The following is a 25,050-nucleotide window of genomic DNA, read 5'->3' as shown; positions in this document are numbered from 1 at the left end:
GTCCCTCGCGCACCGGCACGAGGACCGTCCTGCTCAAGCGACGATGCGAGAGGAACCAAGCCGTGGCCCCCTCCCCCCGCAAGACCCCCGCCGACCCGCCCGCCACCCGGCGCGCCCTGGTCCTGGGCGGCAACCGGATCCCGTTCGCCCGCGCCGGCGGGAAGTACGCGCACGCCAGCAACCAGGACATGCTCACCGCGGCCCTCGACGGGCTCGTCGCGCGGTACGGGCTGCAGGGCGAGCGCATCGGCGAGGTCGCGGCCGGCGCCGTGCTCAAGCACTCGCGCGACTTCAACCTCACCCGCGAGGCCGTCCTCGGCTCGGCACTCGCGCCCACCACGCCCGCGTACGACGTGCAGCAGGCGTGCGCGACCGGGCTCGAGTCCGTCGTCGGGCTCGCCAACAAGATCCGGCTCGGGCAGCTCGACTCCGGGATCGCGGGCGGCGTCGACACCACGTCCGACGCGCCCATCGCCGTGAGCGACCGGCTGCGCCGCACGCTGCTCGACCTGTCCCGCGCCCGGTCCGTCGGGCAGCGCCTCGCAGTCGCGTCGCGCATCCGCCCCAAGGACCTCGCACCCGCCGCGCCGCGCACCGACGAGCCGCGCACCGGCCTGTCCATGGGCGAGCACCAGGCCCTCACCACCGCGCAGTGGGGCATCACGCGCGAGGCGCAGGACGAGATCGCCTACGCGTCGCACCAGCGCCTCGCCGCCGCGTGGGCCGACGGGTTCTTCGACGACCTCGTCACGCCGTTCCGCGGCCAGGCGACCGACGGCAACCTGCGCGCCGACACGTCCCTGGAGAAGCTCGCCAAGCTCAAGCCGGTGTTCGGGCTCGGGCTCGACACGCCCGCGACCATGACGGCCGGCAACTCCACGCCGCTCACCGACGGCGCCTCGACGGTCTTGCTCGGGTCCGACGAGTGGGCCGCCGCGCACGACCTCACGCCGCTCGCCGTCGTCGTCGACGCCGAAGCAGCCGCGGTCGACTTCGTGCACGGCGTCGACGGGCTGCTCATGGCGCCCGTCTTCGCGGTCCCGCGCCTGCTGGCCCGCAACGGCCTGACGCTCGACGACCTCGACTACGTCGAGATCCACGAGGCGTTCGCGTCGACCGTCCTCACGACGCTCGCCGCGTGGGAGTCGGAGCAGTTCGGCAAGGAGCGGCTCGGGCTCGACGGGGCGTTCGGGTCCGTCGACCGGGCGAGGCTCAACGTGCACGGCTCCTCGCTGGCCGCGGGCCACCCGTTCGCCGCGACCGGCGGGCGGATCGTCGCGACGATCAGCAAGGAGCTGCACCGGCGCAAGCAGGCCGAGGGGCGCCCCGTCCGGGCCCTGGTGTCCGTGTGCGCGGCCGGCGGGCTCGGCCTCACCGCGATCCTCGAGGCGGCGTGACCATGACCGACACCTACCTCAACCTCGTCAACAGCGGCGTCACCAAGAAGATCGCGAAGCAGCTCGGCCTCCCCCAGCCGACGCCGCTGCGCCGCCACCGGCCCGGCTCGCCGCTCGTCGACGGGCCCGTCCTCGTGCTCGGCCGAGACGGCGACGCCGACGCGCTCGCCGCGGTGCTGTCCGGCCCCGCCGGCGGCGCTCCCGGCGCGACGGTCCTCGACGGCTGGGACCTCGAGGTGCACCGGCACCCGACCCCCGACACCCGGTACGCGGCCGTCGTGCTCGTCCTCACGGGCGTGACGCACCCCGACCAGCTCGCCGAGCCCGTCCTGGCGACCGCCGGGACCCTGAAGGGGCTCGCTCGCGGTGGGCGCGTCGTCACCGTGTCGCGGGAGGCGGGCGTCGACGACGCCCCGGCGCTCGCGGCGGCCCGGCAGGGCGTCGACGGGCTGCTGCGGTCGCTCGCCAAGGAGCTGCGCGGCGGCGCGACCGGCAACGGCGTCGTGCTGCGCGAGGGCGTGCCCGTGACCGCGCCCTCGGTGCTCGGTGCGCTGCGGTTCTTCCTGTCCGCCCGGTCCGCGTTCGTCGACGGGCAGCTGCTGACGGTCGCCTCCGACGCGGGCGCGGTGCCGGCGTCGTGGGAGACGCCGCTCGACGGGCGCGTCGCGGTCGTGACCGGTGCCGCGCGCGGCATCGGCAAGGCGATCGCGCAGACGCTGGCCCGGGACGGCGCGACCGTCGTCGCGGTCGACGTCCCCGCCGCGGGCGAGCAGCTCGCCGCCGTCGCCAACGAGATCCACGGCACCGCGCTCCAGCTCGACGTCACGGCCGACGACGCGGGCGCGCGCATCCTCGCGCACGCGCTCCAGCGGCACGGGCGGCTCGACGTCGTCGTGCACAACGCGGGCATCACGCGCGACAAGCTGCTCGCCAACATGACCCCCGACAAGTGGGAGTCCGTGCTGGCGGTCAACATCGCGAGCCAGCTGAAGATCAACGAGGCGCTGCTCACGTCGGGCGACTTCGCCGACGCCCCGCGCATCGTGTCGCTCGCGTCGACGTCGGGCATCGCGGGCAACCGCGGGCAGACCAACTACGCGGCGTCGAAGGGTGGCGTCATCGGCATGGTCCGCGCGACCGCGCCGCTGCTCGTCCCGTTCGGCGGCACCGCCAACGCGGTCGCGCCCGGCTTCATCGAGACCGAGATGACCGCGCGCATCCCCGCCGTCACGCGGCAGGTCGCGCGGCGCCTCAACTCGCTGCAGCAGGGCGGGCTGCCCGTCGACGTCGCCGAGGCGGTCGCGTTCCTCGCGTCGCCCGCGGCCGGCGGGGTCGTCGGCGAGACGCTGCGCGTCTGCGGGCAGAACCTGGTGGGTCGGTGACGACGGTCGTCCTGCCCGCCGTCCCCTCGCTCGGCGGGCTCTACGCGCGCGGCGTGGCGGCGACCGGCCGGCTGGCCGTCGCCCGCCGCGTCGGCCGCGCGCCGACCGACCTGCCCGACGTCGTGCACGAGGTGCGCGGGGTGCGCGCCGACGCCGACCACCTGACGGAGTACCAGCACCTCGTCGGGGAGTCCGCGTCCGACCGGCTGCCTGCCGGGTTCGTGCACGTGCTCGCGTTCCCCGTCGCGTTCGCCGTCATGGTGCGGCCCGACTTCCCGCTGCCGCTGCTCGGGCTCGTGCACGTCGCGAACCGGGTCACGCAGCACGCGCCCGTCGGACTCGGTGATGCGCTCGACGTCCGCGCGTGGGCCGAAGGGCTGCGGCCGCACCGGGCCGGCACGACCGTCGACCTGGTCGCGGAGGTCCGCGTCGGCGACGCGCTCGTGTGGCGGGGCGTCTCGACGTACCTCGCGAAGGGCGTCCGGCTCGCGGGCCGACCGTCCGACGAGGAGGTGCGCTCCGAGTTCGTCGCGCCGCAGCCGACCGGGCGCTGGAAGCTCACGGCCGGCACCGGTCGCCGCTACGCGGCCGTGTCGGGCGACCACAACCCGATCCACCTGTCCGCGGTCTCCGCCAAGGCCCTCGGGTTCCCGCGGGCCATCGCGCACGGCATGTACACCGCGGCCCGCGCGCTGGCCGACGTCGGGGCGTCGCGCGGCGACGCGTTCACGTGGTCCGTCGAGTTCGCCAAGCCCGCGCTGCTGCCCGGGACGGTCACCGTCCGCGTCGCACCCGACGGCGACGGCACCACCACGTTCGCCGGCTGGGACGCCCGCACCGGCAAGCCGTTCCTCACGGGCACGGTCGTCCCGCTCTGACGTCGCGCCGCGCGGCCGGGCGACCCGTCGAGGGCGCCCGGCCGTGTCAGTGGTCGACGTCCTCGCCGAGATCCGTGCGCAGCGGCGTCGACTCGTCGAGGATCCGCTCCAGCTGACGCGCGCACCGCAGCCGGACCAGCCCGACGAACGCGAGCGCCATCGCGACCGTGACGACGGCACCCTTCCCCGTGACCGACGGGACGCGCGCGAGCGCCATCACCGCCGGCAGGCACATGACCAGCGCGGCGTAGCCGACCATCCAGTGCCGGTCACGACGCAGGGACAGCTCACCTCGCAGGCTCACGTGCGGTTCGCGGTTCATGCCTGGTCCATCGGCGAGGGGGCCACGGCCTCTGAGGCCTTCCGCGGGTGAGTCGCCCGTGCGGCGGACAGGGGGCACCGACACGTCGATGGGGCGGCGGCCGGCCTCACGGGCAGGACGATGGCCCGGCAACCGTCGTCGGGTGTTGGACCGGCAGCGTGACCGTCGCGTCGATGCCGGAGACCTCGCGCGACCGTGCCGCCGTCGCCCGGGAGCGGTCCGCCGAGGTGTCCGAGCGCGCAGAGCGGCTGCGGCTCGACGTCCCGTCGACCGATGCCGACGTCGAGCACTCGGCCGCCCGTGCGCGCGAGGCGCAGGACCGCGCCCGTGACGCGTGCCGACGGGCCGCGCAGGTGCACGACGACGCCGCCGCGGCCCTCGTGCGCCTCGCCGACGCCGACGGCCCGCCGGAGCCCGAGCGCCGTGCAGCCGCGCAGCGCCACCGCGACGCCGCGGCCGCCGACCGCGCTGCCGGCGACGACGGACCGGCTCAGCGCCCGGCCGGACCTGACCTCACGGCTGGAGGCGGGTGGGCTCCCACGTCGTGCCGGTGCGGACGTACTGGAGGCGGCGGTGGAGGCGGTCGGGGCTGCCGTACCAGAGCTCGACGGCGTCGGGGACGACGCGGTAGGCGACCCAGTCGGCCGGCCGCTCGACGGGTCCGTCCGCGGCGGCGAGGCGCGCGGCCTCGGCGCGCAGGCCGGGCTCGGAGGTCAGCGGGCGGCTCTGCCGGGACGCGGCGGTCGCGGCCTGCGCGTCGCGCGTCCGGCGGGTGAACAGCGCGTCGGCGACGTCGTCGGGCAGGACCTCGACCGACCCGGTGACGTTGACCTGCTGGAGCGTCTCGCGCCAGTACACGGTGAGGGCCGCGCGCGGTCGGGCGGCGAGGTGACGGCCCTTGCGGCTCGTCGTCGAGCTGCCGAAGACGAGGCCGTGCTCGTCGACGGTCTTGAGCAGGACGGTGCGGGTGCGCGGGTCGCCGTGCTCGTCGACGGTCGCCAGGGTCGCGGCGAACGGCTCGCGCAGGCCGCGCTCGCGCGCGGCGTCGAACCACGCGCGCACCAGGGGCATCGGCTCGTGGGGCGGGTTGTCGAACTCCGGGAGGACGAGCGTCGTGTCGCCCGACAGCGTCGCGTCGCGGGGCTCCTGCGCTGGGTCCATGCGCTCACCCAAGCACAGGGCGACGTGGCCCGGCTCGCGGTGGCGCGGGCGTCTACCCGGAGCGCGCAGGCGTGCGGACGTCGTCGTCGCCTGGCGCGTCGCCCGACTCGGCGGCCGCGTTGGCGGGGCTCGTCGCGAGCGCCACGCAGCCGACGAGCGCGACGGCGAGCGCGGCCGCGGCGGGGACTGCCCACCCGTCGCGCACGAAGTCGCCGAGGACCGTCAGGCCGACGACGCCGGGGACGACGACCTCGATGACGGAGACGATCGCGGCCGCAGTCCCGACGGACCCGCGCTCGAGCGCGCGGAGGTAGGCGAGGGCGCCCGCGACGCCGCCGACGACGATCGGGATCGCGAGCGGCTGGAGGACCGTGTCGAGCAGGTCGCCGTCGGCGTGCGCGGCGCGCGCCGCGATCGCGGCGATCGAGTAGCCGAGCCCGCCGAGGACGGCGAGCAGCACGGGCGGCCCGGATCGGTAGGCGGCGAGGGTCGCGACGGCGACGACGCCTGCGGCGGCGATGGTCGTGCCGACGAACCCGTCGGGCGGGTGGACCGCGGGCTGCTCGCCCCCGGCCGCGGCGACGACGACCAGCGCGGCGACGACCGCGACGACCGCGGCGACGTCGAGACGGCGCATCGTCGCGTGCAGGACGACCCGCGCGAGCAGGACGACGACCACGAGCGACGCGGCGATCACGGCCTGCACGACGAACAGCGGCAGGTGGTCGAGAGCCGCGAGCGACAGCAGCCACGCGAGGCCGTCGAGGACGAACGCCGCGACGACCAGCGGCTGCAGGACGGCGCCCAGGCCCCGCGCCCGGCGTGCGCCGACCGCCTGCATGATCGTGCTGATGCCGTACCCGACCGACGACGCGACCGCGGCGAGCAGAGACCCGATCACGCCAGCCGCCCCGCGCGAGGGCCGGACCCGCGCCGGCCGGTCACGTCGGCTGCCCGACGTTGCCGAGGAAGCGCCCGATCACCGGGATCTCGGTGACGCCCTCCGCACCGGCCATGACGACGGCCTGCGTCGCGACGTACTCGACGGAGTCGAGGATCGTGTAGCGCGGCACCCAGCCCGGGTCGAACTTCTCGTTGAACTGGCCGAGGGTCGCCATCTGCGTGCCCTGCGACAGCCGCTGCAGGACGGGCCGCGTGAGCTGGTCGAGGCGCGAGCCGCCGCCCTCGTCGTTCTCGAGGACCTCGCGCAGCACCGCGAAGTTGAGTCCGAGACCGGTGTGCCCGCGCGCCTTGAGCTCGCCGATCGTGTGCACGATGTTCGTGTCGATCAGCCCGTTGGGCAGGCCCTCGACGTCGAGGCGGCGGCGCATGACGTCGAGGGACCAGCCGCCGATCGCGGGCGCGGGCACCCACTGGCAGAACCCGTCGACGCGACCCGCGGACGTCTGCGTCACCGACATCAGCAGCCCGGTGTCCGCGGGGTCGAACAGCCGCGACAAGGTCATCGAGAAGCCGCGCTCGGTCTCGCCGCGACGCGACTCGTCGCTCATCGCCTCGATCTGCGCGCGCAGGTGCGGCTCCATCGTCGCCGGGTCGTGGAACGTCGTCGTGTAGCCCGCCCGCTCGACGCGTCCGACGGCCTGCCGCAGCGACTTGTGCGACCCGCCGGCCGTCGTGAAGGTCGTGCAGTCGACGATCGCCTCGTCGCCCAGGTAGACGACGCGCAGGCCCGCAGCCTCGTAGACGCCGAGCCAGTCCTGACCGGCGCCGATCACGGCGACCGACCAGCCGTAGTCCTCGGTGTAGTCGAGGAACTCGGCCCAGGTCTGCTCTCGCTCCTCGGGCGGCCCGATCGGGTCGGGCGACACGAGCGCGACACCCCCGCGCACCGAGTGCGCCACCACCGAGCGCCCGACGAAGAACCAGTCCTTGTCGTCGCGCAGCGCGAAGTAGTCGAGCGTGCCCGTGCCCCAGCGCTGGACGACCGCGCGGGCCCGCTCGCGCTCCTGCGCGTGGTCCGCCGCGTTGAGCTTGTGCGGACGGCGCGGCGACGTGAGCGTCCACAGCAGCGTCAGCAGGAACGTGAGCTCGAGGACGAACTCGACGGGACTGAGGATGCGGGCGAGCCGCTCGATCTCGTCCGTGCCCGGGTCCCGCACGAGCACCCACACGACGAGCCCGACGGTCGTCACCACGACGAACACGACCGCGAACACGACGAGCAGGACCGCGCGCCGCACGTCGCGCCGGTTGGGCAGCACCGGGAAGGACGCGCCCTGCGTCGCCAGCCAGACCGTGCCGACGACGACGGCGGCCGCGGCGAGCACGTCCGGGCCGCGCACGAGGTGCAGCACCGCCGACGCGACGAGCAGGCCGAGCGTGAGGATCCACGACAGCCGGTGGCCGCGTCGCAGCCCGCGGGCGGTGAACAGCAGCACGATCGAGACGGTGATGAGCGCCGGGCGCGCCGACGCGGTCCCCGCGTTCGGCACGATGTCGTCGAACAGCGCGAGGTCGCGCCAGACCCCGCGCAGCAGGCTCGAGACGAGGCCGACGACGGCCAGGACCCAGACGGTCCGCGACGCCAGCACGCGCACGTGCACGCGACGACGCTGCTCGTCGAGGGCGGATCGGTCGACTCGCGGGAGGAGCACACTGCCCGGCATGCGCCCCAGTCTGCCGGGGGTGACCGTCGGCGCACCCCTCGCGCGGGGTGATCCGTCCGCCGTGCGGCGTCAGACGTCCGGCGTCGTCCCCGCCAGCCGCGCGAGCAGGCCGGCGCGGACCGCGGGCCACTCGTCGGGCAGGATCGAGAAGTACGCGGAGTCGCCGCGCGTGCCGTCGGGGGCGAGGCGGTGGCTGCGCAGCACCCCCTCGGGAACCGCGCCGAGCCGACGGATCGCGCCGACCGAGCGCGTGTTGCGGGTGTCGGCACGGAACGCGACGCGCTGCATGCCCCACGTCTCGAACGCGTGCGTGAGCATCAGGAGCTTGCAGGCCGGGTTGTTCGACGTCCCCCACCAGCGCGGCGCGTAGTACGTGTGCCCGATCTCGACGCGCAGGACGTGGGTGTCCAGGTCGTAGAACGACGTGCTGCCGCGCACCTCGCCCGTCGCCGCGTCGAGGACCGCGAGCGCGACCCGCCCCGGCGTCGCCCGCGCGCGGTCCACCTCGGCCCGCCAGCCGTCGATCCCGACGGGCAGCGGCGACGACATGCCCGCCCACACCCGGTCGTCGACGAACGCGGCGAGCGCCGCCGCGTGGGTGTCGTCGAGCGGGACGAGGCGAGCACCGTGGCCTTCGAGCGTGACGTCGTGGAGCACGGCGGAAGCGTCGCACGGGTCTGGCAGGGTGGCGACCATGGTTTTCTTGGAGCGCGACGGCGACCTGGACGCCCTCGACCTGGTCGGCGAGGACCTCGACGGGCAGGACGGGTCCCACTCCCGGATCCTCGAGTGCACCTTCACGGACTGCTCGCTCGACGGTGTGCGCCTGGACGGCACGCGCGCGTCGGACACCGCCTGGACGCGCGTGCGGGCCGGGTCGCTGTCCGCGGTGTCGACGACCTGGCTCGACTGCCGGTGGGAGGGCGCGCGGCTCGGTGCGGTCGAGGCGCACGGGTCGGAGTGGACCCGCGTCGAGCTGCACGGGGGCAAGGTCGACTACCTCAACCTGCGCGACGCGACGCTCACCGACGTGCGGCTGGTCGGCGTCATGGTCGACGAGCTCGACCTGGCCCGGGTGAAGGCGCGCAAGGTCGTCCTCGACGACTGCCGTGTCCGGCGTCTCGACGTCTCGGGCGCGCGGCTCGAGGACGTCGACCTGCGCGGAGTCGTAGGGCTCGAGCGCATCGACGGCCTCGACGGGCTGCGCGGCGCGCGCATCACGCAGGACCAGCTGCTCGACCTCGCCCCGCTCGTCGCCGAGCACCTGGGCATCGTCGTCGGCTGATCACGCGCCCGTCCCCCGCGGGCCGGGCCCCCTCGGCGCGCGCGACCGACGCGGCCTGACGACGAGCGGGCGCCGAGCCGTCGCGGGCGCGTCAGTCGTCGAGGGCCGGACCGCAGGCGGCGGCCGCGGTGGCGGCGAGGGCGTCGAGGCCGTGGACCTGCACGAGGGGGCGGGTGTCGTCGACGACGGTCCAGCAGGCGTCGACGACGTCGTACCGGGCGGCCGGGCCGTCGGCGAGGTAGCGGCGCAGCGCGTCGACGAGGCGGTCGACGGCCTCGCTCGTCGTGCCGACGCCGACGGACGCGCGGATCGCGCCGCCGGACGCGCCGAGGTGCGCGAGGAGCGGGTGCGCGCAGAACCGGCCGTCGCGGACGCCGATGCCGTGCTCGGCCGACAGGTACGCGGCGACGAGGCCGGGGTCGTGGCCGGGGACGGTGAACGTGAGGACGCCGACCGGGTCCGCGGAGTCGGGCCAGATGCGCGCGACCTCGACGCCGTCGATCGTGCCCAGGCCGTCGACCAGGCGGGCGCGGAGCGCCTCCTCGTGCGCGAGCAGCGCGCCGGCGGGCAGGGCGGCGAGCCGGTCGCACGCCTCCGCGAGCGCGATCGCGCCGATGACGTTGGGCGACCCGGCCTCGTGCCGCGCGGGGGCGGGCTGCCAGACGGTCCGGTCGGCGCGCACGTCGCGCACGGCGCCGCCACCGGCCAGGTAGGGCGTGCCGGTGTCGAGCCAGTCGCGGCGACCGACGAGCGCGCCCGCGCCGAAGGGCGCGTACGTCTTGTGGCCGGAGAACGCGACGTAGTCGGCGCCGGTGCGGGCGAGCGAGAAGCCGCGGTGCGGGACGAGCTGCGCGCCGTCGACGGCGACGCGGGTGCCCTCGGCGTGCGCGAGCGCCACGACCTCCTCGATCGGCAGCGACTCGCCCGTCACGTTGGACGCGCCCGTGATCGTCAGGATCGCGTAGGGCTGGGTCGCGAGCTCGGTGCGCAACGCGTCGAGGGTCTCGGCGACGGTCCGGCCGATCGGGAGGATCGTCGTGGTGTTGCCGTGCCGCTGCGACGACTGCACCCACGGCAGCAGGTTGGCGTGGTGCTCGACGTCGAGGACGAGGACCTTGCCACCGGCGGGGACGACACCCGCGAGCAGGTTGAGCGAGTCGGTCGTGTTGCGCGTGATGATCGCGACGTCGTCGGGGCGCGCGTCGACGAACCGCGCGATGCTCTGCCGGGACGACTCGTAGAGGGCCGTGGACACCTGCGACAGGTACCCGGCGCCGCGGTGCACCGACGCGTACAGCGGCAGGACCTCGGTGACGCGGGCGGCGACGGACTCGAGCGCGGGGGCGCTCGCGGCGTAGTCGAGGTTGGCGTAGACCCGCTGGGTGCCGTCGACGAGCGGGACGGTCGTGTCGCCGCCGACGACGGGCAGCAGGGCGGGGACGGGCTCGCGGGTCGACACCGGGGCGTCGACCTCGGCACAGGACGTGGTCTCGGCGATGACGGACATGGTGCTCCTCACGGGTCCGTGGGACCCGGCACCGACGGCCGGCCCCGCGCTTGCCGTCCGCCGGGCGGCGGTCGGCCTGGTCGTCACCCGGGGCACCCCACCGCGGAGGAGGGTTGCCGGCCAGCGAGCCGGGGCTTCGCGCTGGCGCTCATGACCTGACGACGAGGGTTCCGTCGGCGCCCGTGATGTGTCAACGGGACACGTCGGCCGTCTCGGATGACGGGACAGCGTGTCCACTCCTTGGCGCGTCGGCCGCCGGCGCGCGTAGCATCGCGCCAACCATCCAGAGCGGCCGAGAGATCTGGCTCGACGACGCCGCAGCAACCCCCCGGTCCGCCGGGCGAGGGTGCTACCGCCAGGACCGATGGAGGATCGCGATGCCGTACGCCGGTGACCTGACCCCGCAGCAGGCGTGGGACCTGCTCGCGTCCGACGAGCGCGCCCTGCTCGTCGACGTGCGCACCGACGCCGAGTGGCGGCTGATCGGCGTGCCCGACGCCACCGAGATCGGCGGCCGTGCGGCGCTCGTCGAGTGGACGACCCCGCACGGCCTCAACCCCCGGTTCGTCGACGAGCTCGCCGAGGCGGGCCTGACGCCCGGCGACGAGCGGCCCGTCGTCTTCCTGTGCCGCTCCGGGGTCCGCTCGGTCGCCGCCGCGCAGGCCGCGACCGCCGCCGGGTTCGGCCCCGCGTACAACGTGCTGCGCGGGTTCGAGGGCGACGTCGGCCCCGACGGTCAGCGCGGGCACGTCGGGTGGCGCGCCGAGGGACTGCCCTGGACGACGCTGTGACCGCCGACCGCGTGCCGGGCCGCGTGCCCGGTCCCGGCGACTGGGACGACCGCTCCGTCGACCGCTCGACGCTGCGGCCCGACACGCTCGCCGTCCGCGGCGGGCTCGTGCGGTCCGAGTTCCAGGAGATGTCCGAGGGCCTCTTCCTCACCCAGGGGTACGTGTACGACTCCGCCGCGCAAGCCGAGTCCGCGTTCGCGGGCGACGTCGACCGGTTCCTCTACTCGCGCTACTCCAACCCGACGGTCTCGACGTTCGAGGAGCGCCTGCGCCTGCTCGACGGCGCCGAGGCCGCATACGCGACCGCGACCGGCATGTCCGCCGTCTTCACCGCCCTGGCCGCGCTCGTCCAGCAGGGCTCGCGCATCGTGTCCGCCCGCGCGCTCTTCGGGTCGAGCGTCGTGATCTTCGACGAGATCCTCGCCAGGTGGGGCGTCCGCACCGACTACGTCGACGGGCACGTCCTGTCGCAGTGGGAGGAGGCACTGTCGACCCCGGCGGACGTCGTCTTCTTCGAGACGCCGTCGAACCCCATGCAGGACCTGGTCGACATCGCCGCCGTGTCCCGCCTCGCGCACGCCGCCGGTGCGACCGTCGTCGTCGACAACGTCTTCGCGACGCCCGTCCTGTCGCGTCCGCTCGACCTGGGCGCCGACGTCGTCGTCTACTCGGCGACCAAGCACATCGACGGCCAGGGCCGCGTGCTCGGCGGCGCGATCCTCGGCTCGACCGAGTACGTGCGCGGGCCCGTCCAGACGCTCATCCGGAACACCGGCCCGTCGCTGTCCCCGTTCAACGCGTGGGTGCTGCTCAAGGGCCTCGAGACGATGTCGCTGCGCGTGCGGCACCAGGCCGCGTCCGCCCTGACGCTCGCCGGCTGGCTCGAGCAGCACCCCGCGATCGCGTCCGTCCGCTACCCGTTCCTGCCGTCGCACCCGCAGCACGACCTCGCGCGCGCGCAGCAGACCGGCGGCGGCACGGTCGTCACGCTCAACCTGCGAGTCCCCGAGGGCGCGACGCCCGACGTCGCGAAGAAGACGACGTTCGCGTTCCTCGACGCGCTGCGGATCATCGACCTGTCGAACAACCTCGGCGACACCAAGTCGATCGTCACGCACCCCGCCACGACGACGCACCGCAAGCTCGGACCCGAGGGCCGCGCCGCCGTCGGGATCGCCGAGTCGACCGTCCGCCTGTCCGTCGGGCTCGAGGACGTCGAGGACCTCCGCGACGACCTCACCCAGGCCCTGGACGTCGCGGCCGGCTGAGCGCGGCTCGGAGCGGGGCGACGGCGCGACCGTCAGAGACTGACGGCCTCCACACCAGGCAGGTCGGCGAACCGGGCGCGCGCGTCCCGGGACGCGAGGACCCGGCCGGTGTGCGCGGCGTGGGCCGCGATGATCAGGTCGTGCGCGCCCCGGGGGACGCTGGTGCGGCGCACGTGCGCGAGCAGGCGCGCGTGCTGCGTCGCCGTGTGCTCGGTGTAGTCGAGCACGGTGACGTTCTCCAGCACCGCGTCGAGGACGCGCGCGCGGTCGGCCGCTCGGGCCGCGGTGTCGGCGAGCTCGATGCCGCTGCGGAACTCGGCCACGGTCACCGCCGCGATCGCGAGGTCGTCCTCGTCGAGGACGGTCGTGTCAAACGCGCGGCGCTCGTAGGCGATGAGGGTCGTGGTGTCGAGGATCAGTCGCCGACCCACGGGTCCGTCTCGCTGGTCAGCAGTGCGGTCGCCTCCGCGATGTCGGCCTCGAACGCGTCGTCGAGCCGGGGCACCCTGTCGAGCGCCGCGCGCAGGCTCCGACCTGTGCCGGCGGGGACGGGAGCGATGCGCGCGATCGTCCGGTTGCCGCGCGTCACCATGACCGTCTCCCCCCGCTCGACGGCGTCGAGGAGGTCGGAGAAGCCCCGTGAGGCTTCGGTCGCGGTGAGGATGCGCACGCGCTCACGCTAGCATCGAATCAGATTCTCTGATCGATCCGGACGTCGCAGCCCGACGTCCGACCGCCGTTCAAGCACGCCCCCTGGACTGCCGATGACCTGCGCATGCGCACTCCGCGGCCGGTGTTCATCGTCTCGCTCGCCGTCGTCGCCGTCGGCGCGGTTGTGGCCGTGACCGTACCCGGGGTCCTGCGGGCCGTCGACGGGCACCTCCGGGCGGAGGCCGTCGAGCGCGGGGCCGCGCTGCCCATGCCCGACGGCGCCGTCGAGCAGACCGGGTGCCACGTCGACGACCTCGTCGCGTGCTGGGGCGTCGACCGGGCCGTCGCCGACGTCGCCGCCGACCTCGCCGCCGGGCTCGGCGCCACCGACGGCGGCACGCTCGAGCAGGACTGCTCGGCGACCCTCGTGGCGCCCGACCTCGAGTCCGACGCGTGCCACGTGTTCCTGCGCCTCGAACGAGGCCACGGGGTGTTCGCGTTCGTCGACCCGACGGTCGACCTCGACGAGGATGGCGCCTCCGTCGTGACGGGCGCCTCGGTGTCGCTCAGCGCCTGGTGACGAGCCGGGTCGCGCATCGGGGAGGTCGAGCCGTCAGAGCTCGGGGGTGCGGTGTCCGCCCTCGTCGACGCGCACGAACGCCTCCATGACCGCGACGGCGAGCCAGTGCCCGCGGAGCCGTGCCGTGTGCAGCGCCGAACCGGCTCCGCCGGGAGCGGGTGAGGCGAGCGGGTCCGCGCCGCGCGCGAGGAGGTAGGCCGTCAGGTCCACGTGGAGCGGCTCGCCGGTCTGGGTGTGCGCGTCGATCTCGACGTCGACCGCGTGCTGGAGCAGGGTCAGGCCGCCGTGGACCTCCTCGACGTCCGCGCCCTCGTCCAGGAGCGTCCGCAGGCGCGGGAGGTCCTCGTGCTCGACGGCGTCGTGCGCAGGTGTCATGGCGGACATCCCACCAGGTCCGCGTGCGCCGTGGAGCGTCCTCGGCAAGGCGCGCTCGGCCCGGTCAGTCCGGTGCGACCTCGGTGACGCGGCCGTCCTCGACGTGCCAGCGACGCGTCAGGCGGACGGTCTCGAGCATGCGGCGGTCGTGCGTGACCAGCAGGACCGTGCCGTCGAACGACTCCATGGCCTGCTCGAGCTGCTCGATCGCGGGCAGGTCGAGGTGGTTGGTCGGCTCGTCGAGCACGAGCAGGTTGACCCCGCGGGCCTGGAGGAGCGCGAGCGCGGCGCGCGTGCGCTCGCCGGGGGACAACGAGTCGGCCGGGCGGCCGACCTGGTGACCCGCGAGGCCGAACTTGGCGAGCAGCGTCCGCACGTCGGCGGTCGTCCAGTCGGGGACCTCGCGCGCGAACGCGTCGCCGACGGGCGCGTCGCCCTCGAACGCGGCGCGCGCCTGGTCGACCTCGCCGACGAGGACGCCCGGGCCGAGCGCCGCACTCCCCTCGTCGGGCGCGACCCGGCCCAGGAGCAGGGCGAGGAGCGTCGACTTCCCCGAGCCGTTGGGCCCGGTCACCGCCACGCGGTCCTGCCAGTCGAGCTGCACGTCGACCGGTCCGAGCGTGAAGTCGCCGCGTCGCACGACCGCTGCCCGGGCCGTCGCCACGACCGCGCCCGACCGGGGTGCCGCGGCGATGCTCATGCGGAGCTGCCACTCCTTGCGCGGCTCCTCGACGACCTCCAGGCGCTCGATCATCCGGTCCGTCTGGCGCGCCTTCGCTGCCTGCTTCTCCGACGTCTCGCCGCGGTGGTGCTTGACGTTCTTGTCGTTGTCGGTGGCCTTGCGGCGGGCGTTGCGCACGCCCTTCTCCATCCACGCGCGCTGCGTGCGGGCCCGCGCCTGGAGCGCGTCGCGCCGGGTCGCGTAGTCCTCGAAGGCCTCTCTCGCCTGGCGGCGGGCGGTCGACCGCTCGTCGAGGTACGCGTCGTAGGAGCCGCCGTAGGTCGCGACGCGCTGGAGGCTGCGGTCGATCTCGACGACCCGCGTCACGGTCCGCGCGAGGAACTCGCGGTCGTGGCTCACGACGACGACCGGCGCCTGGACGCGGTCGACGAACTCCTCCAGCCGGTGCAGGCCGTCGGTGTCGAGGTCGTTGGTCGGCTCGTCGAGCAGGTACAGGTCGAACCGCGACAGCAGCAGCGCCGCGAGGCCGACGCGCGCCGCCTGCCCGCCCGAGAGCGCGGTCATCGGCAGGTCCAGGTCGACGGTCAGTCCGAGGTCGTCCGCGACGACGCCGAGCCGCGCGTCGAGGTCCGCACCACCGAGCGACATCCACCGCTCGAGCGCCTCGGTGAACCGGTCGTCCGCGCCGGGCTCCTCGGCCGCGAGCGCGTGCGACGCGTCGTCCATCTCGGTCTGCGCGGCGGCGACGCCGGTGCGCCGCTCGAGGAACGTGCGGACCGTCTCGTCGTCCTTGCGCTCGACCTCCTGCACCAGGTAGCCGACCTGCGCGGTCGGCGGCGACAGGCTGACCGTCCCGGACTCCGGCGCGCGGCTGCCCGCGAGGATGCGCAGCAGCGTCGTCTTGCCTGCGCCGTTCGGCCCGACGAGCCCGACGACGTCCCCGGGCGCGACGACGAGGTCCAGGCCGGAGAACAGCTCGCGGTCGCCGAAGGCGGCGGACACCGCGCGGGCCTGCAGGGTCGCACTCATGCGCCCATCCTCCCCGACCTCGACGGCCCGGTCCGACGTCAGCGGGCGGCGTCGACGAGCACCGCGATGCCGTCGAGGAGCCGGGCGAGGCCGAACTCGAACGCGCGGTGCGGGTCGTACGCCGCCTGGTTCGCCTCGCCGGCGACCGGTCCGACGCGCGCCACGGTCGGGTAGGCGTCGGCGTCGAAGACCTGGTCGACGTAGGGGGCGGTCGCCTCCCACCACTGCTCCTCGCTGATGCCGGTCAGCTGCTCGGCCTGCGCGCGGTCGAGCACGCCCCGCGCGGCCCCGCCGACGAACCCGTTCACGAGCGTGACGACCGCGTCCATCGTGACCTCGTCGAGGCCCGTGCCGTCGATCGCGCGGAGCTCGACCTCGTACTTCGCCATGACGTTCGGGCCGAGCGGCGGGCGGCCCATGGCCGCGACCTGGAGCAGCCAGGGATGACGCGCGAAGACGGCCCAGTTCGCGCGGGCGACGGCCTCGAGGCGGTCGCGCCACGCGGGCTTCTCGACGACTCCCGGGTCGGCGCCCCCCGGCGCGGGAGCCGGTGCCGGTGCGACGGCGGGTGCGACGGCGGGTGCGACGGCGGGTGCGGCGAGACCGCCGAGCGCGTCGACGACCTCGCCGAGCACCGCGTCGACCATGAGGTCGACCAGCTCGCCCTTGCCCGGGACCCACGTGTAGAGGGTCATGGCGCCCACGCCGAGCTCGGTCGCGACGCGGCGCATCGACAGTGCGCCGAGCCCCTCGGCGTCCGCGAGCGCCACGGCGGTCGCGACGACGCGGTCCACGGACAGCCCGGCGGCGGCACCGCGGCCGCGCGGGGCGGCGGGCTCGGCGGTGCGCCAGAGCAGGGCCATGCTGCGGGCCGGGTCGCCGGTCCCGGTGTGCTCCGTCATGACCTCATCCTCCCTGCCGGGAACAGGCGGAGACGTCCGTGCGTTCTTGTCGTACGCTGTACGATAAGCGCTCCCGTCCGAGGAGGTCCACCCATGCCCACGTCCACCGGATCCCCGACCATCCGCGCGGCCGGCACCGCGACCGCGGCGACCGCCCCTCCCGCCGTCCGCGTCCGCGGGCTCACCCGCCGCTACGGCGAGACCACCGTCCTCGACGGCCTCGACCTCGACGTCGAGCACGGCACCGTCCACGCCCTGCTCGGCCCCAACGGCGCCGGCAAGACGACCACCGTCCGCATCGTCTCCACGCTGCTCGACCCCCACGGCGGCACCGCGCACGTCGCCGGGTACGACGTCGTCCGCGACGCCGCGCGGGCGCGCCGCCGGCTCGGCCTCGTCGGCCAGCACGCCGCCGTCGACGAGATCCTCGGCGGGCGCGACAACCTCGTGATGTTCGGCCGCCTCTCGCACCTCCCCACGCGCGACGCCCGGCGCCGCGCCGACGAGCTGCTCGACCGGTTCGACCTCGCCGACGCCGCCGACCGGCCCGTCGGCACCTACTCCGGCGGCATGCGCCGACGGCTCGACCTCGCCGCGGGGCTCGTGCTCGACCCGGAGGTGCTGCTCCTCGACGAGCCGACGACAGGCCTCGACCCGGGCGGCCGGCGCGAGGTGTGGCAGGCCGTGCGCGAGCTCGTCGCCGGCGGGACCGCGGTGCTGCTCACCACCCAGTACCTCGAGGAGGTCGACCAGCTCGCGTCGCAGGTGAGCGTGCTCGCGCAGGGCCGGCTCGTCGCCCGCGGGACGCCCGACGAGCTCAAGGCGTCCATCGGCCAGGACCGGCTCGACGTCGTCGTCCGGGCCGAGACGGACCTGCCCGCCGCGCGGGCGGCGCTCGATGCCGTCGGCACCGACGTCGAGACCGACGTCGCGACCCGACGCGTGACCGCCACGGTCGTCGACCGGGTCGCGGCGCTCACGCACGTCGTCCGCACGCTCGACGACGCACGCGTCCCCGTCGACGACGTCGCCCTGCGACGGCCGACCCTCGACGAGGCGTTCCTGCACCTCACCGGCGTTCCCGCCGACGCCCCGGCCGGGACGTCCGCCCGGTCCGCCGCCGACTCCCCCGCCGCCGCGACCGCCGAGGAGGCCTCCCGATGACCGTGACCACCACCCGAGCGCGCACCGCCCCACCCGTCCCGTCGGGCGGCCCGTCGTGGGCGCTGCGCGACGCCTGGACCGTGACCCTGCGCGACCTCGGCCACTGGCGGCGCCAGCCGTGGGACCTGCTGATCGGGCTCGCGTTCCCGCTGCTCCTGCTGCTCATGTTCGGGTACCTGCTCGGCGGCGCGATCGACGTCCCCGGCGGCTACATCGAGTTCCTGTTCCCCGGCATGCTCGCCGTCACCATGGCCTTCGGCCTGGAGTCGACCATGACGGTCGTCGCGACCGACGTGCAGCGCGGCGTGACCGACCGGTTCCGGTCCCTGCCCATGTCCCGGGCCGCGGTCCTGCTCGGCCGCGCGATCGCCGACATGCTCTCGTCGGTCGTCGGGCTGCTCGTCCTGCTCCTCGGCGGGCTGGCCGTCGGGTGGCGGTGGCACGAAGGGCTCGGGAACGCGCTCGTCGCGCTCGGCCTGCTGCTCCTGCTGCGGTTCGCGTTCCTGTGGCTCGGCATCTGGCTCGGGCTGCTGTTCCGCGGGCAGGGCGGCGTCACGGCCGTGCAGATCCTCGTCTGGCCGTTCGCGTTCCTGTCGAACGCGTTCGTCCCGATCTCGACGATGCCCGGGTGGCTCGAGGCGCTGTCGGCGTGGAACCCGATCACCGCGACGATCGCCGCGACGCGCGACCTGTTCGGCAACCCCACGGTCGCGAGCACCGGCTGGGCCTCCGAGCACGCGCTGCTGCTCGCGGTCGTCTGGCCCGTCGTGCTGGTCGCCGTGTTCGGCGTGCTCTCCGTGCGCCGGTGGACGCGCCTCGGCCGCTGACGGGCCGGTCGTGACCGGGTGGTGCGTCGTGCGTGCGCGGCGCACCACCCGGTGGTCGTGACTCCGGATCCGCCGCCGACGCTCCCACGGGGACACGCCTGTGGAGGACCGGACTGCCGACGTCGTGACCGCCGTATCCTCCACGGCATGCGTCTCCTGCTCACCGGTTCCAACGGCTTCCTGGGGACGCGGATCGTCGCCGACGCGCACGCGCGCGGCTGGGACGTCGTCGGGCTCGGGCGGTCGGCCACCGCGACCAACGACGTCGACACCTACGTCCGGCACGACCTGTCCCGCCCGCTGCCCGACGACGCCGTCCCCGGGCCCGTCGACGCGGTCGTGCACTGCGCCGCGCTCGCGTCCCCCTGGGCACCCCCGCGCGCGTTCGTCGCGGCGAACGTCGACGCGACCCGCCACGTCGCGCGGTGGGCCGCCGACCACGGTGCGCCACCGCTCGTGCACGTCTCGTCGTCGTCCGTGCTCTACCGCGACGAGGACCAGCACGACCTCACCGAGGACAGCCCCGTCCCGCCCGACGACGAGCTGCTCAACGCCTACGCGCGCACCAAGCGGATCTCCGAGCGCGTCGTCGACGGCTACCCCGGCCCGCACGTGGTCGTGCGACCGCGGGCCGTGTTCGGCGTCGGCGACACCGTCCTCCTGCCCCGGATCCTGCGGCTCGCGCAGGGCGGGCTGCTGCCCGTGCTCGAGCGCCGCGACGGGCCGCCCGTGCGCACCGACCTCACCGACGTCCACACCGCTGCGCACTACGTGAACGAGGCCGTGGAGCGCGGCGCCACCGGGCTGTACCACCTGACGAACGCCGAGCCCGTCGACCTCTACCCGTTCCTGCTCGGCATCCTCGCGCGGCTCGGCGCCCGGCCGCGGACACTCCACGTCCCGCCGTCGGTCGTCCGGGCGCTCGCGGGCGCCGGGGAGCAGGTGTCGGCCACGCTGCTCGGCTGGCGCGAGCCGCCGATCACGCGTTTCGGGGTGTCCGTGCTCTCGCGGTCCAAGACGTTCGACATGACGCGGACGCTGCGCGACCTGGGCGCCCCCGCGGTGTCGCTCGACGAGAGCGTCGACCGGCTCGTGCGCGCGCATGGGTGAGGCTGCGCTCGCCGTCGCGGCCCTCCTCGTGGTGCTCACCGCCGTCCGGGGCAGCCTCGCCGCCGCCGCGATCGCCTCGCCCGCCCGTGTCGCACCCGCGCAGGACCTCGCCGACGTCACCGTCCTCGTCGCGGTCCGCTCCGGCGACCCCCTGCTGCCCGACGTGCTCGCGTCCTCCGTCCGGACCCTCGCCCCCGCCCGGGTCCTGCTGCTGGTCGACCACGACGACACGGCCGGGCGTGCCGCGGCGACGGCCGCCGCCGCGCAGGCCACCGACCCTGATGCTGCCGTCCCGGTCGATGCCGCCCCCGCGCAGGCCACCGCGCACGAGGCTGCGGTCCTGATCGACGCCGCCGAGGTGCCCGCCGCCGCGACGGCTGCCGCCCGGCGCGCCCCCGCCCCGGAGGTCGTCGACGAGGTCGGTGCCGTGCGAGGCGGGGGCGCACGACGCCCGCACGTCGAGGTCGTCGTGTGCCCGCCACCGGAGCCCGGCGTCAACCCCAAGATCCACAAGCTCGCGCTCGCCGACGTGCAGAGCGGCACGGTCGTCCTGCTCGACGACGACACCGCCTTCCCCGCCGGCGGGCTCGCACGGCTCGTCGGGGCGCTGGCCGACGCCGACCTCGCGACCGGCGTCCCCGTCTACCGCGAGCAGGGCGGGCTCTGGTCCCGACTGCTCGCCGCGTTCGTCAACGGCTCGGCCCTCGTGACCTACCTGCCGCTCGCGCGAGTCGGGCCTCCCGTCAGCATCAACGGCATGGTCGTGGCGCTCCGGCGCGACCGGCTGGAGGCGGTCGGCGGGTTCCCCGCGCTCGCGACCGCCACGTGCGACGACTACGCGCTCGCCCGGCTGTTCCGCGCGCACGGCCTGAGGGTCGTCCAGACCGCGCAGCCCGCACTCGTCGCCACGACCGTCCCGGGCGCGGCCGCCTACCTGCGGATCGTCCGGCGCTGGCTCCTGTTCGCCGGCGAGGTCGTCCGCCGTGACCTCTCGGCGCGGCTCCTGCTGCTCGTCCTCGTCCCGACGGCCTTGCCGCTCGCGACGGTCGCGCTCGCCGTCGCCTCCGGCTCCCTCGCCGCCGTCGGCGCTGCGGTCGCCGCCCTCGCCGTCTCCGCGCTCGTCACCCGCGCGCTGCGCCGACAGGTGACGGCCGCCATGCCACCGGACGCAGCCTCGGCCGACCACATGGCGTCGCCGATCCAGGCAGGGCCGCCCGCCAACGCAGGCGTGGGGGCGGGGTGGCTGGGCGTGCTGCTCGAGCCGGTCGCCGCCGTGCTCGCGCCGCTGCAGGCCCTCGCGGCACAGCTCGGTCCTCGGACCGTGACATGGCGCGGGCGCCGCGTGCGCGTCGGGATCGGGTCGGCGCCGTGAGGTGGCTCGACGCGCACGCGTCGGCGCGCCCGGTGGCCGACGTCGTCGACGCCCGCGTCGCGTGGCTCACCGGGCAGAGCTCGTGGACGCACTCCGCCCTCTCGCCCGCGCAGCACGCGGTGCTCGACGCCCTCGCCGTCGACGGCTGGACGCCCGTGCGCGTCGGCTTCCCGTGGACCGACCGCGCCGTCGCGCCGTACCGCGCCGCGCCGCTCGTCGTCGCGTCGGCCCGGAACGCCGTCCAGTGGGCCGCGGCGCGGCCGGTCACCGCGTTCACGCGCGAGACCGCCCGGCACCTCCAGGCGCTGCTCGACCGGACACGTCAGGACCTGCTGCTGCTCTGCGGCAGCACGGGTGCGCGGATGGCCGCGGCGGCCGCACCGCTGGTCGTCGTGCCCGACGGACTGCACGTGCACGTCGTCGGCCTCGGGCCTGTCGGCGCCTTGCCGCCGCCGGGCGGCGTGTGGACGGTGCACGCCGTCCGCGGCTCCGCCGACCCGCTCAGCCGGTGGGGCTTCCGCGGGCACGTCGACGTCGACGTGCCCGGCGGGCACCTCGCGGCGGCCACGTCCCCCGCGGCGATCGACGCGGTGCGCCGCCTCGTCGGTCGTCCGCGCGACAGCGGCCCGTCGGCACCGCCCACCGCCGACGTCGCCGTGGCCCACCCCGCCGGCGACCGCGGTCGCGACGGACCTTCCGCGCAGCGCGGACGTGGCGACGCACGACCGCGGGGTGCGTCGTGAGCGCCCGGCTGCTGCTGGTCGCGCCGCCGTTCGCCGGCCACCTCAACCCGCTCGTCACGCTCGGCCGCGGCCTGCGCGACCGCGGGTTCGACGTCCGCTTCGCGACGGGCGCGACGAAGGTCGACCTGCTGCGGGAGCACGGCTTCGCCGCCGACGCGCTCCTGCCGGACGACCCGCACGTGTTCGACCGGATCGCCGACACGAACGGGCCGGTCCGGTCGAACCCGCTGCTGCTCACGCGCCAGCTCGCGGCGAACCTGCGCCTGCTCCCCCGCGCCCGCTCGGAGATCGACGCCCTGGTCCGGCGGGACCGTCCCGACGCCGTGCTCGCCGACTTCACGGCACCGGTCGCGGGCATGGTCGCGCTCGACCACGGTCTGCCCTGGCTCACGACCATGCCGACCCCGTTCGCGCTCGAGACGCGCACGGGCACGCCCTCCTACTGCGGCGGCTGGGGACCGGCCCGGCACGCGGGCCACCGCGTACGGGACGCTGTCGGTCGCACCGCCACGCGCGTGACGAAGCGGGCGATGCAGCGCGTCCTCGCGCCCGCGTTCCGCGCCGCCGGGACGGGTGTCTACCGGGCCGACGGGTCGGAGGCCGCCTACTCGCCGACCCACATCCTGGGGCTCGGGATGACCGAGCTCGAGCTCGACCGCGACTGGCCCGCGGCGTTCCGCATGGTCGGCCCGGTCACCGGCACCCCGGAGGCAGGAGCCGCGCCGCACCTCCCCAGCGGCGCACGCGTGCTCGTCACGCTCGGTACGCACCTGCCGTGGGCCAAGGACCGACTCGTCGAGGAGGCCCGGGCGCTGGCCGACGGCCTGCCCGGGCACGAGGTCGTCGTGAGCCTGGGAGACGCGGCCCGACGCTCCCCCGACCCGCTCGTCGTCGACGGGCGGGTGCACGTCTACGCCCACCTCCCCTACGACGACGTCCTCCCCGGCTGCGCGGCCGTCGTGCACCACGGCGGCGCGGGCATCACCTACAGCGCGATCCGCGCCGCCGTCCCCGCGGTCGTGTGCCCGCAGGACTACGACCAGTTCGACTTCGCCGCACGCATCGTCGCGGCCGGTGCGGGCGTCCGGGTGCGGCGCCTGGACGGCCGCCGCGTCGCCGAGGCCGTGCGCGCGGTGCTCGACTCCGACCGCTCTCAGCTGGACGCGCTCGCCACCGCGGCCGCCACGTACGACCCGGTCGCCGGGGTCGCCGACGCGATCGACGACGCGCTGAAGGGCCACCGGACCGCGGACGGTCGCTGACCCCGTCCCGCATGCCACGGCATCGCGCCCGACGAACAGCGCGGACGCGAGAGCACGACCTCGGAGCTCGCACGGCGGCCCGCGTGTCGGGTCGACACGCGCGGCCCCACGAGACGGCTCGGTCTCGCGCGAACCCGCGGGCGCCCGTCGCCGTCCGGCGGCCGGGCGACGTGAGCGACGGAGTCCGCGTGCTGCTGCGGGACGGCTCGGGGTCGGGCCCGGCCGCCGAGGTCAGCACGCCCGCCCTACCGGGACGGCTGGGGGTCGCGCCGAGCGCCGAGGTCAGCACGCCCCGGCGGGGACGGCGGGGTCGCGCCGGACGCGTCGGCGCTTGACGAGCGGGTCCCGCGGCTCGACCTCGCCGGGCACGACCGACGGCACGGCGAGCCCGGCGTCGGCGAGCGCGCGCTCGAGCGAGCGTCGGGCGGCGTCGAAGGCAGTCGCGGGCTCGACGGCGAGCCGCAGGGCGTCGGTCGCGGTCTGGTCCACGCGGAAGTCGTCGACCTCGGGCACCGCGAGCACCGCGGCCCGGACGAAGTCGGGGTGGAACGATCCGAGGGCCGGCGCCGCCACGCCCGCTCGCGCGAGCCAGAGCACGTCGTCGGACCGGCCGACGATCTCGCGGACCGCGAGCATCGGGGAGCCGCACGGACAGGGGTCCTCGTCGGGCACCAGGACGTCGCCGACCCGGCGGCGCAGCACGGCCTGGCTGCTGCGGAACAGGTCGGTCACGACGGGCACGAACCGTCCGCCGCCGACGTCCTCCCGCTCGACGACGACGAGGTCCTCCGCGAGGTGCAGCCGCCCGTGCCGACAGCTCGCCCCGAGGAACCCTTCGGCGGCCTGGTAGACCTGGTCGACCCGCACGCCGAGCCCGTCCTCGACGACCGCCGCGTCGTGCGGGTCGAGGACCTCCGCGACCGACAGCACCCGCTGCGGTCGCAGCCCGAGCCCTGCACGGGCGACCGCGACCAGCACGGACGGCGGCGCGACGAGCACGGTCGGGTCGGCGGCGCGGATCTCGTCGAGCAGGCGGTCCTCGTCGAGCGCGAGGTCGACGAACCGGAAGCTCACGCGTCCGCCGTCGACGCTCTCGTAGAGCGGCCCGCCCGCGCGCAGGACGAGCGTCACGCGAGCCCCGGCGAGAAGACCGTCCGGGAGCGTGCGGGCCAGGACCTCGCCCGCCCACCGGTCGCGCTCGGCGGCCGACGTGAGGAACGCGGTCTGCCGGCCTGTCGTCCCGGAGGAGAGGCCGACGGAGAGCCCGCGCAGGGTGGTGCCGAAGTCGCGTCCCCGTTCGGCGGACCGGGCGGCCGCGAGGCACTCGTCGAGGCCGACGCCACGGACGTTGAGGTCGGCGAAGCGCGCGAGCACGTCCACCTTGTCGACGACCGGCAGGTCGGTGAGCGCGCGCGGCGTCGTCCCCGCGTAGAAGGCGTACCGGCGCGGGGCGAGCCGCAGCACCCGACGCAGGTGCCGGTCCTGCCACGCCTCGAGTGCGGCCCGGCCGGCGAACGTCCGATGCCGCGCCCGCGCGTAGTGCCACACGACCCGTGCCCGGCTCACGCCCGCACCTCCCGGGCCACCCCGTCCGCGGACGTCCGTCGCCGTCCCGGCGCGCCGCGCCGGGCGACGCGTGCCCGGCTCACGGCTGGCGCTCCGGGACGCGCCGGTCTGCGGACGCGTCCGCCGGCGTGCCACGGACAGGGTGCGGGGCACGGGCGGCGAGCGGCCG

25 protein-coding genes and 2 riboswitches are annotated in these 25,050 nt (G+C 75.6%); of the genes, 13 read left to right on the top strand and 12 right to left on the bottom strand.

The annotated features are described in order from the left end of the window. Positions 1-62 precede the first annotated feature (62 nt). From KOV94_RS01695 to KOV94_RS01685, 3 genes are read left to right on the top strand one after another with little or no spacing between them, the layout of a single operon-like run. On the top strand, positions 63-1,397 hold the full coding sequence (locus KOV94_RS01695) for an acetyl-CoA C-acetyltransferase (protein WP_218051052.1): 1,335 nt from the start codon (positions 63-65) through the stop codon (positions 1,395-1,397). Positions 1,398-1,399: 2 nt separating this feature from the next. Then, the gene (locus KOV94_RS01690; protein WP_218051051.1) at positions 1,400-2,779 is read left to right on the top strand and encodes a 3-oxoacyl-ACP reductase; all 1,380 of its coding nucleotides are present in this window, start codon (positions 1,400-1,402) and stop codon (positions 2,777-2,779) included. Next, a complete protein-coding gene (locus KOV94_RS01685) occupies positions 2,776-3,657 on the top strand; it encodes a MaoC/PaaZ C-terminal domain-containing protein (RefSeq protein ID WP_218051050.1) in 882 nt (293 codons plus the stop codon). Before KOV94_RS01690 ends, KOV94_RS01685 begins: the two co-directional genes overlap by 4 nt. A 46-nt stretch (positions 3,658-3,703) precedes the next feature. Here the strand turns inward: KOV94_RS01685 and KOV94_RS01680 are convergent, their stop codons facing one another. The 5 genes from KOV94_RS01680 to KOV94_RS01660 form a co-directional block, all read right to left on the bottom strand. Continuing rightward, positions 3,704-3,979 (bottom strand): hypothetical protein, encoded by a 276-nt coding sequence (locus tag KOV94_RS01680; protein WP_218051049.1) that lies wholly within the window; start codon positions 3,977-3,979, stop codon positions 3,704-3,706. Between the two features lie 513 nt (positions 3,980-4,492). Further along, the gene (locus KOV94_RS01675) at positions 4,493-5,140 is read right to left on the bottom strand and encodes a pyridoxal 5'-phosphate synthase (RefSeq protein ID WP_218051048.1); all 648 of its coding nucleotides are present in this window, start codon (positions 5,138-5,140) and stop codon (positions 4,493-4,495) included. A gap of 52 nt (positions 5,141-5,192) precedes the next feature. Beyond that, positions 5,193-6,041: a hypothetical protein gene (locus tag KOV94_RS01670; protein ID WP_218051047.1), complete on the bottom strand. Its 849-nt coding sequence runs from the start codon at positions 6,039-6,041 to the stop codon at positions 5,193-5,195. Between the two features lie 40 nt (positions 6,042-6,081). Then, positions 6,082-7,767, bottom strand: coding sequence for a bifunctional lysylphosphatidylglycerol flippase/synthetase MprF (locus tag KOV94_RS01665; RefSeq protein WP_218051046.1), 1,686 nt, complete (start codon positions 7,765-7,767; stop codon positions 6,082-6,084). A 69-nt stretch (positions 7,768-7,836) separates the two neighbouring features. Beyond that, positions 7,837-8,424, bottom strand: a complete 588-nt coding sequence (locus KOV94_RS01660) for a GNAT family N-acetyltransferase (RefSeq protein ID WP_218051045.1) — start codon at positions 8,422-8,424, stop codon at positions 7,837-7,839. 37 nt (positions 8,425-8,461) lie between these two features. On the opposite strand from KOV94_RS01660, the gene KOV94_RS01655 reads away from it, so the two are divergent. Continuing rightward, entirely contained in the window at positions 8,462-9,052 is a 591-nt protein-coding gene (locus KOV94_RS01655; RefSeq protein ID WP_218051044.1) for a pentapeptide repeat-containing protein, read from the top strand. Positions 9,053-9,143: 91 nt separating this feature from the next. Here the strand turns inward: KOV94_RS01655 and KOV94_RS01650 are convergent, their stop codons facing one another. After that, entirely contained in the window at positions 9,144-10,559 is a 1,416-nt protein-coding gene (locus KOV94_RS01650) for an aminotransferase class V-fold PLP-dependent enzyme (protein WP_218051043.1), read from the bottom strand. Between the two features lie 41 nt (positions 10,560-10,600). Beyond that, positions 10,601-10,715, bottom strand: a riboswitch (SAM riboswitch). A gap of 120 nt (positions 10,716-10,835) precedes the next feature. Next, positions 10,836-10,930: riboswitch (SAM riboswitch) on the top strand. A 6-nt stretch (positions 10,931-10,936) separates the two neighbouring features. Between KOV94_RS01650 and KOV94_RS01645 the strand changes: the two genes are divergently transcribed. Both KOV94_RS01645 and KOV94_RS01640 read left to right on the top strand, forming a co-directional pair. Continuing rightward, complete coding sequence (locus tag KOV94_RS01645; protein ID WP_218051042.1) at positions 10,937-11,350, top strand: rhodanese-like domain-containing protein; 414 nt, start codon at positions 10,937-10,939, stop codon at positions 11,348-11,350. A gap of 23 nt (positions 11,351-11,373) precedes the next feature. Then, complete coding sequence (locus KOV94_RS01640) at positions 11,374-12,618, top strand: O-succinylhomoserine sulfhydrylase (protein ID WP_372449432.1); 1,245 nt, start codon at positions 11,374-11,376, stop codon at positions 12,616-12,618. 32 nt (positions 12,619-12,650) lie between these two features. On the opposite strand, the gene KOV94_RS01635 is transcribed toward KOV94_RS01640, so the two are convergent. Together KOV94_RS01635 and KOV94_RS01630 are read right to left on the bottom strand one after the other, a co-directional pair. Further along, complete coding sequence (locus tag KOV94_RS01635) at positions 12,651-13,049, bottom strand: PIN domain-containing protein (protein ID WP_124342325.1); 399 nt, start codon at positions 13,047-13,049, stop codon at positions 12,651-12,653. Continuing rightward, complete coding sequence (locus KOV94_RS01630) at positions 13,034-13,288, bottom strand: type II toxin-antitoxin system Phd/YefM family antitoxin (RefSeq protein ID WP_124342324.1); 255 nt, start codon at positions 13,286-13,288, stop codon at positions 13,034-13,036. Before KOV94_RS01630 ends, KOV94_RS01635 begins: the two co-directional genes overlap by 16 nt. Positions 13,289-13,393: 105 nt before the next feature. On the opposite strand from KOV94_RS01630, the gene KOV94_RS01625 reads away from it, so the two are divergent. Beyond that, positions 13,394-13,849, top strand: coding sequence for a hypothetical protein (locus KOV94_RS01625; protein ID WP_124342323.1), 456 nt, complete (start codon positions 13,394-13,396; stop codon positions 13,847-13,849). Positions 13,850-13,882: 33 nt separating this feature from the next. On the opposite strand, the gene KOV94_RS01620 is transcribed toward KOV94_RS01625, so the two are convergent. From KOV94_RS01620 to KOV94_RS01610, 3 genes are all read right to left on the bottom strand, one after another. Then, complete coding sequence (locus KOV94_RS01620) at positions 13,883-14,224, bottom strand: ankyrin repeat domain-containing protein (RefSeq protein ID WP_200829668.1); 342 nt, start codon at positions 14,222-14,224, stop codon at positions 13,883-13,885. Positions 14,225-14,288: 64 nt separating this feature from the next. Then, complete coding sequence (locus tag KOV94_RS01615; RefSeq protein ID WP_162353025.1) at positions 14,289-15,935, bottom strand: ABC-F family ATP-binding cassette domain-containing protein; 1,647 nt, start codon at positions 15,933-15,935, stop codon at positions 14,289-14,291. A 38-nt stretch (positions 15,936-15,973) separates the two neighbouring features. Next, positions 15,974-16,837, bottom strand: a complete 864-nt coding sequence (locus KOV94_RS01610; RefSeq protein ID WP_218051041.1) for a TetR/AcrR family transcriptional regulator — start codon at positions 16,835-16,837, stop codon at positions 15,974-15,976. A 93-nt stretch (positions 16,838-16,930) separates the two neighbouring features. Between KOV94_RS01610 and KOV94_RS01605 the strand changes: the two genes are divergently transcribed. The 6 genes from KOV94_RS01605 to KOV94_RS21095 all read left to right on the top strand — a co-directional run bounded on the left by KOV94_RS01605 (position 16,931) and on the right by KOV94_RS21095 (position 23,315). Next, positions 16,931-18,001 (top strand): ATP-binding cassette domain-containing protein, encoded by a 1,071-nt coding sequence (locus KOV94_RS01605; protein ID WP_218051040.1) that lies wholly within the window; start codon positions 16,931-16,933, stop codon positions 17,999-18,001. Then, positions 17,998-18,828: an ABC transporter permease gene (locus tag KOV94_RS01600; RefSeq protein ID WP_124342318.1), complete on the top strand. Its 831-nt coding sequence runs from the start codon at positions 17,998-18,000 to the stop codon at positions 18,826-18,828. Before KOV94_RS01605 ends, KOV94_RS01600 begins: the two co-directional genes overlap by 4 nt. 147 nt (positions 18,829-18,975) lie before the next feature. Next, a complete protein-coding gene (locus KOV94_RS01595; RefSeq protein ID WP_124342317.1) occupies positions 18,976-19,938 on the top strand; it encodes an NAD-dependent epimerase/dehydratase family protein in 963 nt (320 codons plus the stop codon). Further along, a complete protein-coding gene (locus KOV94_RS01590) occupies positions 19,931-21,310 on the top strand; it encodes a glycosyltransferase (protein ID WP_218051039.1) in 1,380 nt (459 codons plus the stop codon). Before KOV94_RS01595 ends, KOV94_RS01590 begins: the two co-directional genes overlap by 8 nt. Continuing rightward, positions 21,307-22,053 carry a hypothetical protein gene (locus KOV94_RS01585; RefSeq protein WP_218051038.1) on the top strand — a complete coding sequence of 249 codons (747 nt, stop codon included), beginning with the start codon at positions 21,307-21,309 and terminating at the stop codon, positions 22,051-22,053. The genes KOV94_RS01590 and KOV94_RS01585 overlap by 4 nt, the downstream gene beginning before the upstream one ends. Then, positions 22,050-23,315, top strand: coding sequence for a glycosyltransferase (locus KOV94_RS21095; protein ID WP_124342314.1), 1,266 nt, complete (start codon positions 22,050-22,052; stop codon positions 23,313-23,315). The genes KOV94_RS01585 and KOV94_RS21095 overlap by 4 nt, the downstream gene beginning before the upstream one ends. A 282-nt stretch (positions 23,316-23,597) precedes the next feature. On the opposite strand, the gene KOV94_RS01575 is transcribed toward KOV94_RS21095, so the two are convergent. Next, complete coding sequence (locus tag KOV94_RS01575) at positions 23,598-24,881, bottom strand: F390 synthetase-related protein (protein WP_160142850.1); 1,284 nt, start codon at positions 24,879-24,881, stop codon at positions 23,598-23,600. Positions 24,882-25,050 lie beyond the last annotated feature (169 nt).

The organism is Cellulomonas algicola (genome assembly GCF_019024305.1).
Taxonomy (GTDB): Bacteria; Actinomycetota; Actinomycetes; order Actinomycetales; family Cellulomonadaceae; genus Cellulomonas; species Cellulomonas algicola.
The sequence above is the reverse complement of the archived record's forward strand: the minus strand, read 5'-3'. Positions and strand labels throughout refer to the sequence as shown.

Excerpts from the sequence above, each read along its gene's own strand:
- KOV94_RS01690 (WP_218051051.1), top strand. The coding sequence starts at position 1,400 with ATGACCGACACCTACCTCAACCTCGTCAACAGCGGCGTCACCAAGAAG.
- KOV94_RS01680 (WP_218051049.1), bottom strand. The coding sequence starts at position 3,979 with ATGAACCGCGAACCGCACGTGAGCCTGCGAGGTGAGCTGTCCCTGCGT.
- KOV94_RS01675 (WP_218051048.1), bottom strand. The coding sequence starts at position 5,140 with ATGGACCCAGCGCAGGAGCCCCGCGACGCGACGCTGTCGGGCGACACG.
- KOV94_RS01665 (WP_218051046.1), bottom strand. The coding sequence starts at position 7,767 with ATGCCGGGCAGTGTGCTCCTCCCGCGAGTCGACCGATCCGCCCTCGAC.
- KOV94_RS01655 (WP_218051044.1), top strand. The coding sequence starts at position 8,462 with ATGGTTTTCTTGGAGCGCGACGGCGACCTGGACGCCCTCGACCTGGTC.
- KOV94_RS01650 (WP_218051043.1), bottom strand. The coding sequence starts at position 10,559 with ATGTCCGTCATCGCCGAGACCACGTCCTGTGCCGAGGTCGACGCCCCG.
- KOV94_RS01645 (WP_218051042.1), top strand. The coding sequence starts at position 10,937 with ATGCCGTACGCCGGTGACCTGACCCCGCAGCAGGCGTGGGACCTGCTC.
- KOV94_RS01625 (WP_124342323.1), top strand. The coding sequence starts at position 13,394 with ATGCGCACTCCGCGGCCGGTGTTCATCGTCTCGCTCGCCGTCGTCGCC.
- KOV94_RS01620 (WP_200829668.1), bottom strand. The coding sequence starts at position 14,224 with ATGACACCTGCGCACGACGCCGTCGAGCACGAGGACCTCCCGCGCCTG.
- KOV94_RS01615 (WP_162353025.1), bottom strand. The coding sequence starts at position 15,935 with ATGAGTGCGACCCTGCAGGCCCGCGCGGTGTCCGCCGCCTTCGGCGAC.
- KOV94_RS01610 (WP_218051041.1), bottom strand. The coding sequence starts at position 16,837 with ATGACGGAGCACACCGGGACCGGCGACCCGGCCCGCAGCATGGCCCTG.
- KOV94_RS01605 (WP_218051040.1), top strand. The coding sequence starts at position 16,931 with ATGCCCACGTCCACCGGATCCCCGACCATCCGCGCGGCCGGCACCGCG.
- KOV94_RS01600 (WP_124342318.1), top strand. The coding sequence starts at position 17,998 with ATGACCGTGACCACCACCCGAGCGCGCACCGCCCCACCCGTCCCGTCG.
- KOV94_RS01595 (WP_124342317.1), top strand. The coding sequence starts at position 18,976 with ATGCGTCTCCTGCTCACCGGTTCCAACGGCTTCCTGGGGACGCGGATC.
- KOV94_RS01590 (WP_218051039.1), top strand. The coding sequence starts at position 19,931 with ATGGGTGAGGCTGCGCTCGCCGTCGCGGCCCTCCTCGTGGTGCTCACC.